We start from the raw sequence: 15,376 nt of genomic DNA, 5'->3' as shown, positions 1-15,376 counted from the left end.
CAAGCAGACCTGTCGGCTCCTGGCGAGTGGGAGGCCCCTGTGCGCACCGATTCCCTCTGGACCTCCAGCAGGGTCACCACCGCCGTCGCCCGCCAGAACCCGGGCGCCCTCATCCGGATCGCCCGCCAGCACCGGGGCTGGCGGCAGACCGACCTCGCCACACGCATCGGCTGCTCCACCTCCACCGTCTCCCGCCTGGAAACACACCACGGCTACGCCGACCTGACGCTCCTTCGGCACGCCGCCCGCGAGGCGGGCGTCCCGACGGGTGTCCTCGCGGCGTCACTCGGGTTAGCCGGGCCACCAGCCGCTACAGTCGTCGCGGACGGGCCACGCCGTGACGAGGAGGACCCCATGCGTCGCCGTACCCTGCTCGCTGCCGCCGGCCTCACGGCCCCCGCCGCCCTGCTGACCGGCGTCCAGGACGCACTCGCCAGCACCCCGGCCCCCACCGGCTCGACCATCCCGCTGGACAGACGCATCACCACCGCCCGCGGCTACTTCGACGCCGGACAGCACAGCCACCTCCTCAAGGCCCTGCCCGGCCTCCTGGCCGACACCCGCGAAGCCGCCCGAAGCCGCCAGGACCTCGACTTCGCCCGCCTCTCCGCGTGCTACAGCCTCACCGCCCAGGTCCTGACGAAAATCGGCAGGTACGACCAGTCCAGGCTCAGCGCCGACCGCGCCACCATCTACGCCGAACTCTCCGGCTCACCCCTCGCCGCCGCCGCGGCGGCCAGGGAACTGAGCATCGTGCTGCGCCACTAGAACCAGCCGGCCGCCGCCCAGCGCCACATCCTCGACGCCGTCACCCGCGTGGAGAAGACCGGACTTAGAACACCGGCCCAGGCCTCGGCCTACGCCCAGATGCTGTGCACCACCTCCTACACCGCAGCCCGCGCCGGCGACCGGGACCAGGCACTCACCATGATCCGCGACGCCGCCCGCGCCGCCCGCACCACCCGCCCCAGGGCAGACTCTTCCCCCTCACCCCCGCCGCCGTCGACCTGTCCGCCGTCGGCGTGCACTGGGCGCTCGGCGACGCCGGTGCCGCTCTCGCAGCCGGATGCGGCTTGCACGAGAGCCAGTTCACCACCCCGGAGCGCAAGGCCCGCATGCACACCGACCTCGCCCGCGCGTGGTGGCAGTGGGGCAAACCCGAGCAGACGGCCGCCGAACTGCTCAGCGCTCTGCGGGCATCACCGGGCGAAGTCCGCGACCGCCCCGCCATCCGCACCATCGTCACCGACCTGCGCACACGGCACGCCCAGACAGCCGGGGTTCGGGAACTGGCCGCGTCCCTCAGCATCAGAGCCGCCTGAGGACGCGGCAAGGAGCCCTTCGGCACACGAAAGGCGGAGCTGCGCCGCACGAGGACGGCGATGATTCGGGATGGGGAGACGCTGACCTGGCGCGAAGGCTGTGCGGGCCGGTGATGGGGCCGGCTGACGGGCTGCGCTCTTGGCCCTCGACATTGCCTGGACGCCGGTTGGGCCGTAACCACCCCCGCGCAGACTAGGGAGGTGCTGCTCTTCGGTGCTGGTGGCCCCGATCCGGCCCCATCACCAGAATGGTAGGAACCGCCTCTGACATTCACACCGGGTCTAGACAGCGGAAGTGAAGCAGCCCGGGTACGAGCATCCACCTGTCACCGCTCGTCGCCCGCCGTCCGTCTCTCTCCGGGAATCGGGCCTAGCGAAGGCAGCGGAGGAGACTACGGTGGGCTGGTGACGATGGCCCTTGCTGCTGACCGGCTTCCTCTGCCCGCGGATCCCTCTCTGATCATCCTCGCCTACCAGCACGAACACCCGCTTCAGGCGTACGAGTTCGATGACACGCTGGAACGCTGGACGGTGACCGCGAGGATCGACGCGAACATCCTGGCCTAGAGGTTGTCCCGTAACTGCTGACCAGAGGTGAGATGATCTTGCCGTGGCTAGTGTGATCACGGCGTCGGAGCCCTCGTGGATAGGCCCGTTCACCGGGCTGAGCCCTCGGCAGTTCAACAAGCTGACCACCGCGCTGCGGCGTGAGGGGGCCGATCCGGCCCGCAAGGGCCGACCGTGGTCGCTGCCGTTGGAGGACCGGGTGCTGCTGGTGGCCGCCTACTGGCGCACCAACCTCACCCCGCGTCAACTCGCCCCGCTCTTCGGCGTCTCCAAGTCGGCGGCCGACCGGATCGTCGCCCACCTCGGGCCGGCTCTCGCCCTCCAGCCCCGGCGGCGGTTCCGCAAGGAGGCAGTGCTCATCGTGGACGGCACACTGGTCCCCACCCGCGACCGGACCGTGGCCGCCTCCAGCAAGAACTACCGCTACTCCACCAACCACCAGGTCGTCATCGACGCCGACACCCGCCTCGTGGTGGCCGTCGGCAAGCCGCTGCCCGGCAACCGCAACGACTGCCGGGCCTGGCAGGACTCCGGCGCGAAAGCCGCCGTCGGCACCGCCCCCACGGTGATCGCCGACGGCGGCTACCGGGGCACCGGGCTGACCATCCCGCACTACCGCCGGCACAAGGACGAGGAACTACCGGCCTGGAAAGAGGAGCACAACGCCTCCCACCGCAAGGTACGAGCCCGCGTCGAGCACACATTCGCCCGCATGAAGAGCTGGAAGATCCTCCGCGACTGCCGCCTCAAGGACGACGGCGTCCACCACGCCATGCTCGGCATCGCCCGCCTGCACAACCTCACCCTCACCGGATGACAGGCAAACAAGCAGGTCAGCCTGCATGCCTCAGATCATTTACGGGACAACCTCTATGCCGGCCGCCAGGACTGGGACAAAATCGCCAAGCTCCTCAAGCCCGTCTACACCGCGGCGACCGAGGACGCGGCACTCGATCGGTTTGCCGAGTTCGCCGACGCGTGGGGCAAGAAGTATCCGGCGATCGTGCGGCTCTGGGAGAACGCCTGGGAGGAGTTCACCCCGTTCCTCCGCTTCGACACCGAGATCCGCCGCATCGTCTGCACCACCAACGCCATCGAGGCCGTCAACACCAGGATCCGCCGGGCGGTGAAGGCCCGCGGCCACTTCCCGAACGAGCAGGCCGCCCTGAAGTGCGTCTACATGGCGATCATGCCCCTGGACCCCACCGGCAAGGCCCGGCCCGCTGGACCATGCGCTGGAAGACGACCTTGAACGCCTTCGACATCACCTTCGACGGCCGACTCTCCGCAGCACGCCAGTAACCCCAACCACCTTCGTTACACCGCTCGATTGACAGACCCCCATGACGCCGTCGCACCCAAGGACCTGGTCGCAGCGCGGGCGGACCCCGGTGGTGCGGGTCCGTGGCCGGTCGCGCAGACGGATATCGACTGCCGCCCTGACCTGCTACAAGCCCGGCCACCGCTCCCGGCTGATCTACCGGCCGCGACGGGACGGAGGCCACCGGGACGGGCGCAAAAGCTTCTCCTGGCGCGACTATCGCGACCTGCTGATCGCAGCCCACCAGCAACTCGGCGGCCCGATCGTCCTCATCTGGGACAACCTCAATCAAGTGCTGAGCCGACAAGGCGTACCAGGGTGCCGGCCCAGGATCCGTGTCCCGATCCAGGGCAGGAACCTGCGCGGCCGGTGCCGACGTCACAACCGGGACCACACGAAGATCCGCAGCCTCGGCGAACGCGCCATGACGATCCTCAAGTCCTGGCGGCTCCTGCGGAAGCTCCGCTGCAGCACCACCCGCATCACAGCCATCGCCGCCCTCGAACTCGCCAGCTGATCAAAATGTAAAAGGTGCATTCAACGTGTTCACGCTTTGTGGAGCGTCGAGGGGTTCCTCTGTGGCGGGACCGGTGGCTGACTGGGGACCACGGTTCATGCGGTCCGGCCGGGCATGATCAGCCAAATGATGACGCCCTCGGTCGGCGAAAGAGCGGAAAGTGCGGGTGACTGCTGATGGCAGCAGAAAATATATCGTCGCCTCGTATTCGGCCTTTGCGAGACAGAGGCCTGATGAGTTACGACGGAATGCAAGTCGCGAAAATTTTGGACGAAGCAGTCACCTGCCACGTGGGATACGTGCGAGAGGGGCAACCACAAGTTCAGCCTATGACCCATGTGCGGATTGATGACTGCCTTTACCTCCACGGTTCGACAGGCTGCAGAATGATGCTCACTGCAGGCAGAGCGGGCCTGGCGATCTGTGTTGAAGCGACGCTGATCGACGGATATGTTCTGGCTCGTTCGTCCTTCAACCACACGGTGAACTACCGTTGTGCCATCGTTCACGGGCGAGGCGTCCCGGTCACGGATCAGGACAGCAAGCTGAAGGTCTTCCGCGCTCTTCTGGACAAGATCGTAGATGGTCGATCCGGGGACTGCCGCGGCCCTACGAAACGGGAGCTCGCGCAGACAGCCGTACTATCGCTGCCCCTGACCGATGCCTCCGTCAGAGTTCAGTCCGGGGGAGTGGTCGACGAGCCGGAGGATCTGTCATTTTCCTGTTGGGCCGGCATTGTGCCGCTGCGTGTGACAGCTGGCACTCCGATCGCAGACGTGGACGAGAACCTTATCCCTTTGCCGGGCTATCTGCGAGACATGGTTAGGGGGACCAATCATGGATCCTGATCCCGAAACCCAGGAAAAGCGTCCCCGACATCGGCACGCGGACTTTAACGTTTTCAGCCTGCCAGAGGGGGCCGAACTCGCTGGGGGCAGCCTCGGTCCCGCGCTGGTGTCGGAGTGGGTTGCATTGGCCATGGAACAGGTTGGCCAGGTTTCGAAGGAGCGGCGCACACTACTACTGCCCGGTGGGCCGCACCATCTCAGCTCGATCATGGAATCCGAACTCCAGCCAATCCTTCCCGACGAAGGCACCGGACCCCGCGAAGCTATCGCTCACCTCACCAAGGTGCTGGCTATGGGGGCGATTGACCCTGCCGATCCTCGATGTGCTGGTCATCTCCACTGTCCCCCACTTGCTATGGCTGCGGCAGCCGACATCGTGGGCAGCGTGTTGAACCCGTCGATGGATTCCTGGGACCAGGCTCCATCCAGTACTGAGCTCGAACGACTCATGGCTAGGGAACTTGCTCGCCTGGTGCACCCTCAGGCGGTTGAGGCTGACACGCTGGTGACCACAGGAGGTAGCGAGTCCAACCTCGTTGGTTTGCTCCTTGCCCGAGAGTGGGCGCGCCGGGAGGATCCCCGCCCTCTGCAGGTTGTGCGGGGTGCCAACGCTCACCACAGCGTGGATCGAGCTGTTTGGCTGCTAGGGCTGCCTCCCGCACAGGTGGTTGCATGCCCAGATGGACGAGTCGAACCCGACGACATGGCAATAGTTCTGGATGCTATCGAAGGGCCCATCGCCGTGATCGCAACGGCAGGAACCACGGACACTGGTGAAGTGGATCCACTGACTGCTCTGGCTGAAGTGACGCACTCCCGAGGAGGGCATTTCCACGTCGACGGCGCCTACGGCGGCATTGCTCTGTTAAGCGACGCGCTACGCCCATTGCTTGCAGGAATTGAACAAGCCGATACCGTCGCACTAGACTTACACAAACTGGGATGGCAACCAGTCGCAGCTGGCCTGCTGACCGTCTCCGACAGAAGGCGTATCAGCGCATTGAACGTCCGGGCCGATTATCTCAACTCCACTGACGACACCGAAGCCGGCCAGCCGGACTTACTTTCCAGGGCGATACGGACTACCCGTAGACCTGACGTGTTTAAGATGGCGGTGACCTTCCGCGCCTTGGGTCGTACTGGCCTAGGCCAGTTGGTGGAAAAATGCTGCAGCATCGCTGAGGAATTAGCTCAGATTATCTCTGCACGGCCCACGCTGAACCTGTGGCGTCCTCCCCGTCTGAGTACTGTGCTCTTCAGGCCAGTTCAAGCCGACGCAATGCCCAAAAAGGACGCCGATCTTTTTGTGGGGCTGATACGCCGCGAACTGCTTGAGCGTGGTGTAGCAGTGCTAGCCAGGGCCCGCGCTCCGGAGAATGACGGAAATTTCGCCCTTTGGCTGAAGTTCACACTGCTTAACCCGCAGGCCACGGCAGCGGATTACGAAGGACTTCTCGACGCAGTGGAGCATCTGGCCAGCCAGCTTTCCCTATCGACTGAAGGAGGCGCTAAAAGTGGCATCGGTAGTCCGTGACGAAAACGCACCCTATGACCTCGTGGGAGTCGGACTAGGGCCGTTCAACTTGGCGTTGGCTGCGCTGGCCGACTCTATTTCTGGGTTTAGGTCGCTCTTCCTTCACGACCAGGATGACTTTCGCTGGCATCACGGCATGATGATCAAGGGAACTACGGTTCAGATGCCATTTCTCGCTGATCTGGTGACGCTGGTCGAACCCACCAATAAGTGGTCTTTCCTAGCGTATCTAAAGCACATCGAACGTCTCTTTCCATTCTATTTCGCGGAGCAGCAGCACATACGGCGTGCTGAGTACGATGCGTACTGTCGCTGGGTCTCCCGTGGGCTCGAATCCTGTCATTTTGGATATCGCGTCACCGCAGTGGCTTGGGATGCCTCCAGGAGTGCTTTCGAGGTGACTTACTCGTCCTTGGCCGGCGACACAAAGTATTGTTGGGCAGATAATGTTGTTCTCGGGATCGGGACCGAACCAGCAATTCCCGCACCGCTGCAAGGCATGATCACGAACACGGCGGGCCCGGTGGTGCACTCGGCCGATTACTTGCCCAACCGTGACATGTTCGTGGAGAGCGATGACGTGACCGTGGTGGGCTCGGGACAGTCCGGAGCAGAGGTATTTCTCGACTTGCTGAGACGTAAGCCGCTGGGAGCGGAGCGACTGCGCTGGCTGGCCCGGACACAGGCGTTCGCACCAATGGAATACTCCAAGCTCGGCCTCGAGCACTTCACTCCGGACTATACCCGATACTTCTTCAACCTCTCGGAACGAGCTCGAGACCGCTTGGTGCCTTCTCAATGGCAGCTATACAAAGCTGTCAGCGCTGCGACTTTATGCGACATCCAGGAAGAACTGTACGGACGCAGCCTTCACGGCGGTTGGCCTGATGTCACCCTCACTCCTGGCGTCGAGGTGACCGGCGGGAAAATTCTGAAAGACCGAGTTGTGCTCCAAGTCCGACACGCTGAACAGTCTCGGACGACCTCGTTCGAGACGAGCGCCGCCATCCTGGCTACCGGATATAAAGAGCGCCCAAGTAATACGCTACTCGCCCCCTTGGAGCGTTTTCTTCAGCGTGATGAAAAGGGACGGCTCAGGGTCGACATCGACTACCGAGCAGAGCTTGATAAATCAGTCACCGGAGGGCTCTTCTTGCAGAACGCCGAACGCCACACCCATGGCGTTGGAGCCCCTGATCTTGGTTTGGCTGCTTGGCGCGGGGCCTCGATTCTGAACGCTCTATGCCACCGCGAAGTCTTTAGGCTTCCTAAGCGAAGCGCCTTCACTCACTTTGGATTGCCCGTCGAGGACGGACTTAATTACAGCGAACAAACTTTGAGAGCTTCCGGGCAGCACCGTGAAGGCGGCCCTGGGGGCACGACGTGAAGGGCGAAGTTCTGATCTCAGTCGAGGTGGGAAGTACCTTCACCAAGCTCGCCGGCTTCACCGAACACCGCGGTGACCTGACATACCTGGGTAGAACCGAGTCCCGAACTGCCCCCCCGGGACAAGACGTGGGCAGGGCGGTCGATGAGCTTATCGACAGAGCTCCCTTCCTCAAGGGGCGCGGTTGGGACGCGGCCGTTCTCTCCAGTAGCGCCGCGGGTGGACTCCGCATCGCGGTGAGCGGTCTTACACCAACACTCAGTACAAAAGTTGCCAAAGAAGTTTCTTTGGGCGCCGGCGGTATCGTGGTGCATTCAGTTTCAGGCAAAGTGAAACCTCAGGATACAAAAAAAATAGCGGAGCTTAAGGCGGGGCTTATCCTCGTCTGCGGCGGGACCGATGGCGGTGAAGAATCCATCGTCCTGTCCAACGCCAGGATGCTCGCTGACTCACCAACAGATGGACTCTTCGTCTACGCCGGTAACGAGCATGTCCAGGATGAAATTTTGGACATATTCCGCAGTTTCGGAAAACGGTGTGTCGCGACATCAAATGTTTACCCGGGTGACGACAGATACCATTTCGAGGAGGTTCGGGAGCTCATCAGAATGAGCTTCGACCGCGATGTGGTCAAGGCACCTGGGGTAGACGCCCTGGCGGCACGCCTGCACACGTCTTGTCTACCTACACCCCTAGCCGTCTCCCGTGCAGTTGAGCTGTTCGGACAGTACTTTGATGGGCTTTTAGCCATCGATGTTGGTGGAGCCACTACCGATATCCACTCGTACACGCCACCCCTATGGAGCCGGCGCACCGTGCACACCGCCTTCGAACCGCAACTCAAGCGAAGTGTCGAGGGAGACCTGGGTGTTTTCCATAACCTGGCTAACTTAGTATGGCCAGGTGAGGACCCCCCCCAGCCCAGCGAACCGCTACTTGAGGCTGACGTGATCGGCACCTATGCCCTGCGTGCCGCACGAAAGGGCCTGGAGCGGCACTGTGGTACCAGCATCCCAGTGTTTGGCGCCCGAAATGCACATGCGGTGGTTAACGGCGCAGATCTTTCCTCGGTTACTGCTGTATTAGCCACTGGCGGAGCTCTAAGGCATGGGATGCGAAATCCCGTCGATCTGCAATTGGTCTTCGATTCGCTGGCCGATCGCTGCCTGGTGCCCAGCAACGTGCAGCACTGGCTGATCGACCACAGATATCTTGTCTCCAGTCTCGGCGCCCTGCGAGCCAAGCACGAGGGTGCAGTATCAAGATTTATCGAAAAAGTATCAGAGGAGGGGCTATGGCACACAGAACCGCGTTTGACTTAGGCGACCTACGTGCAGAGTTTTTACATGGAATTGATCTGCTGCGCCAGACAGTTCCTACCTCTAATGCCGCGCTCCTGCACGGCAATGGCAACGTCATCGCTGTGGCAGAACTATCGGACCACCCAGAGTTTTCTGCGCAGCAACTGTCAACCGCCACAAGAGCTCTGTGTGAACAGGTGGCCGGGATGCGCATCGACGGGTTGGCCTACCTTATCGCCCGAAAGGACGCTGAGCCCCACATGATTTTCTTCGACAGGGACGGCACCAGGGAGAAGATGTGCGGAAACGGTCTGCGTTGCCTGGCCCGATATGCTCATGACGCAGGCGTGATTAGCGCCGCTGGGGACATCATCACCGGCGACGGCGGCAAAGCCGTTCGGATCAACCCGAAAATCGTCGAAGGAACCCTTGGCATCCCTCGAGAGCTTGTCCGGCTCGGTGAGAAGCGATGGTTCCTCTATACCGGGGTTCCACACCTCGTGGAGATCGTAGACGCGGCCGACGACATCGACGTTGCTACTGCGGGCGCCCGGTTGCGCAACGACACCGCTCTGTGCAATCGAGTAGGACACCCAGAAGGCATCCATGTCAACTTTGCCTCGTGGGGGCAAGAGTTGAGCGTGCGGACATACGAAGTAGGAGTGGAAGACGAGACAGCTTGCTGCGGTACCGGCGTGGGTGCGGTCGCCTACATCGGGTGGAAAACCCACCGTAACTCACTCCCCGTCAACGTCACGACGCGAGGCGGCCCGATGCGGGTTGACACGCGTAACGGCGCTCTAACTATCGCCGGCACTGTCGACTACCTAGTGCGCCCGCTGGGCCCCCTCCTCTCCGAACCAGGCATTGAAGGAGCGACGTCGTGACCCCCGAGGAACGGCTTCGAGAACTAAAGAACCAGCCGCTTCAGCACCTCAAAGAGCGCTTTTGGGCTCACACCCGGAAGATTGTCGAGCCCCTCTCGGAACTCGCTGCCACGCATACCACCCCCTCTATCGAACGCTCGGTGCTGCTGCGCATGGGTTTTAGCTCCCTGGACGCCCAAGCACTTGTCTCCTGGACAGTTGAAAGAGGACTGCTCCAGGACGGCGTGGCCCGACTGCTGCAGGACCGCGCAGACTCATTAGGTTGCAACCCTCGCGAGGCACTCTCGGCCCTGCTCGAGACACCCCTGGAACCGTCTCGACCGCCCGCTGTGCCTTGCCCCTCCCTGGAGATCAGCCCCGAAGAGCCGCTCCCCATAGATGCCCTGCTGCAAGACCTCGCGGGCTATCGCCCTCGACGCAGGGGCTGGACGCGTCGGGAAAGCCTCGACCGCCGCGCGCCCTTCCGCTATGAGGAAACGAGCAAAGACCTTAACGCCAGCATCGCTCTCCAGGCAGCAGAATACTTCGGTGGCCTCGATCCCCAGCCTGACTGCGTGATCACTTCAGAAATTGCCTCAGGACGATTCGAAGACGACCTTCGGCGGATGCGGATGGCGGCTTGGCATGGTGCCGATCACATCATGGTCATCCGTACTCTAGGGCAGAGTCATATCGACGGTCTCCTCGAAGGCACGCCCGAGGGAATCGGGGGCGTACCGATCACCCGAAAACAACTGCGCGCTACACGGCGCACCCTGGACCTCGTCGAAGATGAGGTTGGTCGCCCGATCAATCTTCACTCCTACGTCAGCGGCCTGGCGAGCAGTGAAATGGCGGTTATGTTTGCGGAAGAAGGCGTCAGCGGAGCACATCAAGACTGTCAGTACAACATTCTCTACCGCAACATAAACCCAGTACGATCAGTAGTCGACGCTTTCGAGGCAAAAAAGGTGCTGGCTCTGGCAGATATACTGCAGCTTGATGGCGCGCATAATGCCAACTCCACCGCGTTGCAAGCTTGGAACGTTCGTCCTGAGCTGCTACTACAGCACGCGCTGAACTGCGCGATGTCGGAAATAGCGGGAATGGCCAGGGAGCGGATAGCCCTGTCCACAGTCCCTCCCACAGCGCCGCCTGCACCCAAGCTTGCCCTGGATCTGCCCTACGCTGTCGCGTTGCGCTACCTCTTCGAGGGCTACATGTTCCGCGCGCAACAGAACACCCGCTACAGCACCACCAACCTCCACGAGGCAACGGTGCTGCACTCGCTAGACACTCTCATCTCCCGGCTCACCAGTGCCGACATCCAGAGCACCATCTCTCCCGACGAGGCCCGCTGTATCCCCTGGCATTACACATCGGTACAAGCCGTTGCCGCGACCAAACAGAACCTCATAGGGCTAGACGGGCTCAGGAAGCTGGTCAGTCTCAATCAAGAGGCGATGCGCCCGGAAGTCACCGATCTAATCGCACGGGCAGTACTCATGCTTGAGGACGCTCTTTCTGCTGGCGGATACTTTTCCGCTCTCGAGCAGGGCTTCTTCGTGGACTCCGGCCTATACCCCAATCGCGAGGGCGATGCCATCTGCAGGAGCCGCGACGGCGGAGTCGGAGCGAACACCGTCGTCCCCCGCTCAGAGCGGTACATCGCTCCAGTCTGCGCGCACTACGGACAGAGCGTGGAGAATCCGCCGTGTCCCGGTTGTACGCTCTGTGACGAACGGCGTCTACCTCACTACGTCGATGAACTCGACGAAACAGACAACGTCTCCCTCCGCCGTCCACAAAGGGAAAGGGCAGGAGATTCTGAGATACGTCCAGAGGCCGAACACCGCGGCGATGGCCGCGTTACTGTCAGCATGTTCCTGCCGGCGAACGGCCCCACTGGTGACAGCGCGGCCCTACGGTTTGCTGAGCAGATGCACCTGGAGGAGCCGCAGATCGTCGACCGGGTTGTTCTGCACCCCGGCGAAGGCACTCAGTACGAGATAGTTGGCCGCACTACCGGCGCAGTCATACGGTCTGAGCTGTCGACAGCCTCAGTATCCGCCGCCGTGCCGCCCGCTGAAAGCATCCGTGCGGCACTCAGCCGTATCGACGTACGCGTGGTCGGCGGCACGCTCGGCAACGACGAGCACTCTGTAGGCATGCAGGAAGTGATGAACATCAAGCACTGCGGCCTGGAATGGTTCGGTGTTCGATGTATCAACATCGGATCTTCGATTTCAGTCGAGAGGCTTCTCGACGAAGCTGTCGAGCGAGGAGCACAGGCTGTACTGGCCAGCGTCATTGTCTCCCACGGAAAAGTCCACGAACTAATGATGCGGAAACTCAACGATGTCGCGGTGGAGCGTGGGCTGCGGAAGAGCCTCATCTTGATCGGCGGCGGCCCTCAAGTGACCAACCAACTAGCTCAGGACTGCGGACTAGATGCCGGGTTTGGGCGCGGCACTGAGGGAATTGACGTCGCATACTTCCTGGCTGGCAGACTAATTGGTACAGCTCCCGAAAATACGCACTGTCAATGACTAAAGGTTGTCCCGTAAGTGCTGGTCAGAGGTGAGATGATCTTGCGGTGGCTGGTGTGATTACGGCGTCGGAGCCCTCGTGGACAGGCCCGTTCACCGGGCTGAGCCCTCGGCAGTTCAACAAGCTGATCACCGCGCTGCGGCGTGAGGGGGCCGATCCGGTCCGCAAGGGCCGAGCGTGGTCGCTGCCGTTGGAGGGCCGGGTGCTGGTGGTGGCCGCGTACTGGCGTACCAACCTCACCCCGCGTCAACTCGCCCCGCTCTTCGGCGTCCCGAAGTCGGCGGCCGACCGGATCGTCGCCCACCTCGGGCCGGCTCTCGCCCTCCAGCCCCGGCGGCGGTTGCGTAAGGAGGCCGTGCTCATCGTGGACGGCACACAGGTCCCCCACCCGCGACCGGACCGTGGCCGCCTACAGCAAGAACTACCGCTACTCCACCCACCACGAGGAGGAGGAGCACAACGCCTCCCACCGCAAAATGCGAATCCGCGTCGAGCACACCTTCACCCGCAAGAAGAGCTGGAAGAGCCTCCGCGGCTTCCGCCTCAAGGGCGACGGCGTCCACCACGCCATGCTCGGCATCCCCCCCCCGCCCAACCCCACCCTCACCGGATGACAGGCAACAAGCAGGTCACCCTGCACGCCTCAGACCATTTATGGGACAAACTCTAGTGCCTGAGATCGGACAGTTCGCGTTCAGGCGACCTGAACCGTCAAAGTGAGGTGCGGACTGGTCTAAGGGTGAAAGGAAAGCTGAGTTCAAAGATCCAGGTGCGACCAAGATGGTGTCTACGAAAGGCCGGCGAATCTCAGCTCTACGTCCCCCGACCGCTGTGTGGTCTGCATTCTGCAAGCGTGAGCCGAATCCGACTGACTTCCCTCGGCCACTACCAACCTATCGCCGACGAAAATTAAGCGATTCTTGAATGCTCCACACGCAGCTTGTGCAGCGATCTCAGGAATTCGCGCGAACCCCCGTGGATCACAAGTGTCGAGTTACAAAAACTCTTTTATTTTTAGGGGCTAAGAGAGGCTGCGCAATGCGTATCGAATTACATGATCTCTCCGGAGAGGAAATCGCAAAGTTTATGGATACGCATGTGCGAGAGGTGCGGCTCCATACACCTCTCGAGAGCAAGCATGCCCTCAGCCTGGAAGATCTACGCCGACCTGAAATCAAGTTGTGGGTGGTGCGTGAGGGGGAGGAAATTGTAGGGTGTGGAGCGCTTAAGAAATTAAACTCCCGCCATGCCGAGTTGAAAGCATTTCACACCCGGTCGGACCGGAAAAGGTCAGGAGTAGCCTCACTGTTACTCAGCCATATACTCGCAGAGGCTGAGCGAGATGGCATCGAAAAGATAAGTTTGGAGACTGGCGCATCTGGCTACTTTAATCCGGCAAGGAATTTGTACAAAAAGTTCGGATTCATCCCCTGTGGGCCGTTTGCCGAATATGAAACGGATCCAAACAATATATTCATGACGAGATTTCTTTGAAATAGTCCCTGTAGCCGTCTTGTTCATGGCGACTTCTAAATGTAGCGAAGGAGAATTACATGCCTGAGAATTTCGCCGCAAGCTACGGTGTCCACTCGGAAGTGGGGGTACTGCGCAAGGTGCTGGTCTGCTCGCCAGGTCTTGCGCATCACCGGCTTACTCCCTCCAATTCCGGCGCACTATTATTCGACGACACGATGTGGGTCGAGAGAGGACAGCGGGACCACGCGGACTTCGTCGCCAAGCTGCGCCGACGAGGTATTGAGGTCCTCGAGCTTCACGAACTCCTCGCGCAGACCATGGAGATACCTGAAGCGAAACAATGGTTGTTGGACAGAAGAGTGACTGTTGAACAGATAGGCGTCGGACTCGTAGACCCAACCCGTCACTTCTTGGAGACGCAAACCCCACACCAGTTAGCGGACTATTTGATTGGCGGGCTGACCGTAGATGAACTTCCTGCGAGCGACCGGATAACCCTGGATGTTCTGTGTCGAGGATCGGAGGACCTCCTGCCGCCGCTGCCTAACACCCTTTATACTCGCGATACAACAAGTTGGATATATGGCGGGCTCACCCTTAACCCTCTGCGTATGCCTGCACGCCGAAGTGAGACGCTTCTTATGAAAGCCATCTATAATTTCAACACAGAATTCACCGAAGCCACGGTCTGGTGGGGCGACCCGGAACGCGACTGGCAGATGGCCACTGTCGAGGGAGGTGATGTAATGCCCATTGGAGGAGGCATCGTCCTCATGGGGATGGGGGAGCGAACCTCTCGGCAGGGCGTGACGCAATTAGCGGCAGAGCTTTTTAAGGCGGGAGCCGCCGAGCGCATCATTGTAGCGAAAATTCCTATTCTTCGCACCGCAATGCATCTGGATACGATCTTTACCTTCGTGGATCGTGACGTGGTCACGGTTTATCCGAATATTTTAAAACTCCTGCACACCTATTCGCTTTACCCCAGCGATGATCGCATCGGGCTGAAAATAGTGGATGAGGGTGACCGCGATTTTACTGATGTCGTCGCCCAGGCGCTTGGGATTTCTAGTCTTAGGGTCGTCGAGACAGGAGGAGACGAGTATGCGGTCCAGCGACAACAATGGGACAGCGGAAATAATATAGTTGCCCTTGAGCCAGGCGTTGTCATTTCCTATGATCGAAATATCCACACGAACGCCCTGCTTGGTAAGGCGGGCATCGAGGTCATCACCATTGCCGGTGGTGAACTCGGCAGAGGGCGAGGGGGCGGCCATTGCATGACCTGTCCGCTGATCCGTGAAGGTGTTGACTACTGAGCCTCTTCCCACCATCCGCGGCCTCGCCGCCTCCCACGCCTTCCTCCATCACCCCGGCGGTTCGGGGGTCGAGGAACATCGGAACGGAAACCGGCGCTAAGAGCTCGTAACACGATCATGGTCGGGTCCTCTTGAGGCGTCGGTAGCAGATGAGGCTGCAGGCGGGGGAGACGAAGGCGTCGTGGAGTTCGGTGCGGCGTTCCCAGCCCGGTTCGCTCGGGCGGATCTGCGGTGGCGGATGCGGGACTATGTCCGCGGTCTGCTGGGTCAAGCGGCACGGAAGAACGGCTGGCAGCTCGCGGAATGGGCAGGTCACCGCACGCCGGACGGCTTCCAGCGGCTGCTGAACAGCAGCCGCTGGGACGCGG

General features: G+C 61.5%; 11 protein-coding genes and 5 pseudogenes. All 16 read left to right on the top strand.

All coding sequences use genetic code 11. The annotated features are described in order from the left end of the window. The first annotated feature begins 39 nt into the window (after positions 1-39). Positions 40-1,322, top strand: a pseudogene (locus AMK24_RS30550) (helix-turn-helix domain-containing protein). Between the two features lie 405 nt (positions 1,323-1,727). Beyond that, entirely contained in the window at positions 1,728-1,889 is a 162-nt protein-coding gene (locus tag AMK24_RS34060) for a hypothetical protein (protein ID WP_158072188.1), read from the top strand. 43 nt (positions 1,890-1,932) lie between these two features. Then, positions 1,933-2,706 (top strand): IS5/IS1182 family transposase, encoded by a 774-nt coding sequence (locus tag AMK24_RS30545; protein ID WP_073772151.1) that lies wholly within the window; start codon positions 1,933-1,935, stop codon positions 2,704-2,706. Between the two features lie 36 nt (positions 2,707-2,742). Beyond that, a pseudogene (locus AMK24_RS30540) lies at positions 2,743-3,191 on the top strand (transposase); the annotation flags it as partial. 41 nt (positions 3,192-3,232) lie between these two features. Beyond that, positions 3,233-3,499, top strand: a pseudogene (locus AMK24_RS30535) (IS630 family transposase); the annotation flags it as partial. Between the two features lie 10 nt (positions 3,500-3,509). Continuing rightward, positions 3,510-3,727: pseudogene (locus tag AMK24_RS35490) on the top strand (transposase family protein); the annotation flags it as partial. 233 nt (positions 3,728-3,960) lie between these two features. Further along, positions 3,961-4,575, top strand: coding sequence for a pyridoxamine 5'-phosphate oxidase family protein (locus tag AMK24_RS30530; protein ID WP_158072187.1), 615 nt, complete (start codon positions 3,961-3,963; stop codon positions 4,573-4,575). Further along, a complete protein-coding gene (locus AMK24_RS30525; protein WP_079190716.1) occupies positions 4,565-6,109 on the top strand; it encodes a pyridoxal-dependent decarboxylase in 1,545 nt (514 codons plus the stop codon). The genes AMK24_RS30530 and AMK24_RS30525 overlap by 11 nt, the downstream gene beginning before the upstream one ends. Next, positions 6,090-7,496, top strand: coding sequence for a lysine N(6)-hydroxylase/L-ornithine N(5)-oxygenase family protein (locus AMK24_RS30520; protein WP_073772149.1), 1,407 nt, complete (start codon positions 6,090-6,092; stop codon positions 7,494-7,496). Before AMK24_RS30525 ends, AMK24_RS30520 begins: the two co-directional genes overlap by 20 nt. Then, the gene (locus AMK24_RS30515; protein ID WP_073772148.1) at positions 7,493-8,818 is read left to right on the top strand and encodes a glutamate mutase L; all 1,326 of its coding nucleotides are present in this window, start codon (positions 7,493-7,495) and stop codon (positions 8,816-8,818) included. The genes AMK24_RS30520 and AMK24_RS30515 overlap by 4 nt, the downstream gene beginning before the upstream one ends. Next, positions 8,791-9,684: a hypothetical protein gene (locus AMK24_RS30510; protein WP_073772147.1), complete on the top strand. Its 894-nt coding sequence runs from the start codon at positions 8,791-8,793 to the stop codon at positions 9,682-9,684. The genes AMK24_RS30515 and AMK24_RS30510 overlap by 28 nt, the downstream gene beginning before the upstream one ends. After that, positions 9,681-12,212 (top strand): D-ornithine 4,5-aminomutase subunit OraE, encoded by a 2,532-nt coding sequence (gene oraE, locus AMK24_RS30505; RefSeq protein WP_107427504.1) that lies wholly within the window; start codon positions 9,681-9,683, stop codon positions 12,210-12,212. The genes AMK24_RS30510 and oraE overlap by 4 nt, the downstream gene beginning before the upstream one ends. Before the next feature lie 47 nt (positions 12,213-12,259). Then, positions 12,260-12,827, top strand: a pseudogene (locus AMK24_RS30500) (helix-turn-helix domain-containing protein). A 424-nt stretch (positions 12,828-13,251) separates the two neighbouring features. Continuing rightward, positions 13,252-13,707, top strand: coding sequence for a GNAT family N-acetyltransferase (locus AMK24_RS30495; RefSeq protein ID WP_073772146.1), 456 nt, complete (start codon positions 13,252-13,254; stop codon positions 13,705-13,707). A 59-nt stretch (positions 13,708-13,766) separates the two neighbouring features. Beyond that, positions 13,767-15,008: an arginine deiminase gene (locus AMK24_RS30490; RefSeq protein ID WP_073772145.1), complete on the top strand. Its 1,242-nt coding sequence runs from the start codon at positions 13,767-13,769 to the stop codon at positions 15,006-15,008. 181 nt (positions 15,009-15,189) lie between these two features. Further along, positions 15,190-15,376: transposase (locus AMK24_RS35005; RefSeq protein WP_143203751.1), on the top strand; the 187-nt coding region annotated here is incomplete at its 3' end.

The organism is Streptomyces sp. CB02366 (genome assembly GCF_001905905.1).
In the GTDB taxonomy this organism is placed as follows: Bacteria; Actinomycetota; Actinomycetes; order Streptomycetales; family Streptomycetaceae; genus Streptomyces.
Note: the sequence above shows the minus strand (reverse complement) of the source record. Positions and strands in the feature narration are given on the sequence as shown.

Bases quoted from the DNA above. Each gene is read 5' to 3' on its own strand.
- AMK24_RS30495 (WP_073772146.1), top strand. From the start codon at position 13,252: ATGCGTATCGAATTACATGATCTCTCCGGAGAGGAAATCGCAAAGTTT.
- AMK24_RS30490 (WP_073772145.1), top strand. From the start codon at position 13,767: ATGCCTGAGAATTTCGCCGCAAGCTACGGTGTCCACTCGGAAGTGGGG.
- AMK24_RS30510 (WP_073772147.1), top strand. From the start codon at position 8,791: ATGGCACACAGAACCGCGTTTGACTTAGGCGACCTACGTGCAGAGTTT.
- AMK24_RS30530 (WP_158072187.1), top strand. From the start codon at position 3,961: ATGAGTTACGACGGAATGCAAGTCGCGAAAATTTTGGACGAAGCAGTC.
- AMK24_RS30525 (WP_079190716.1), top strand. From the start codon at position 4,565: ATGGATCCTGATCCCGAAACCCAGGAAAAGCGTCCCCGACATCGGCAC.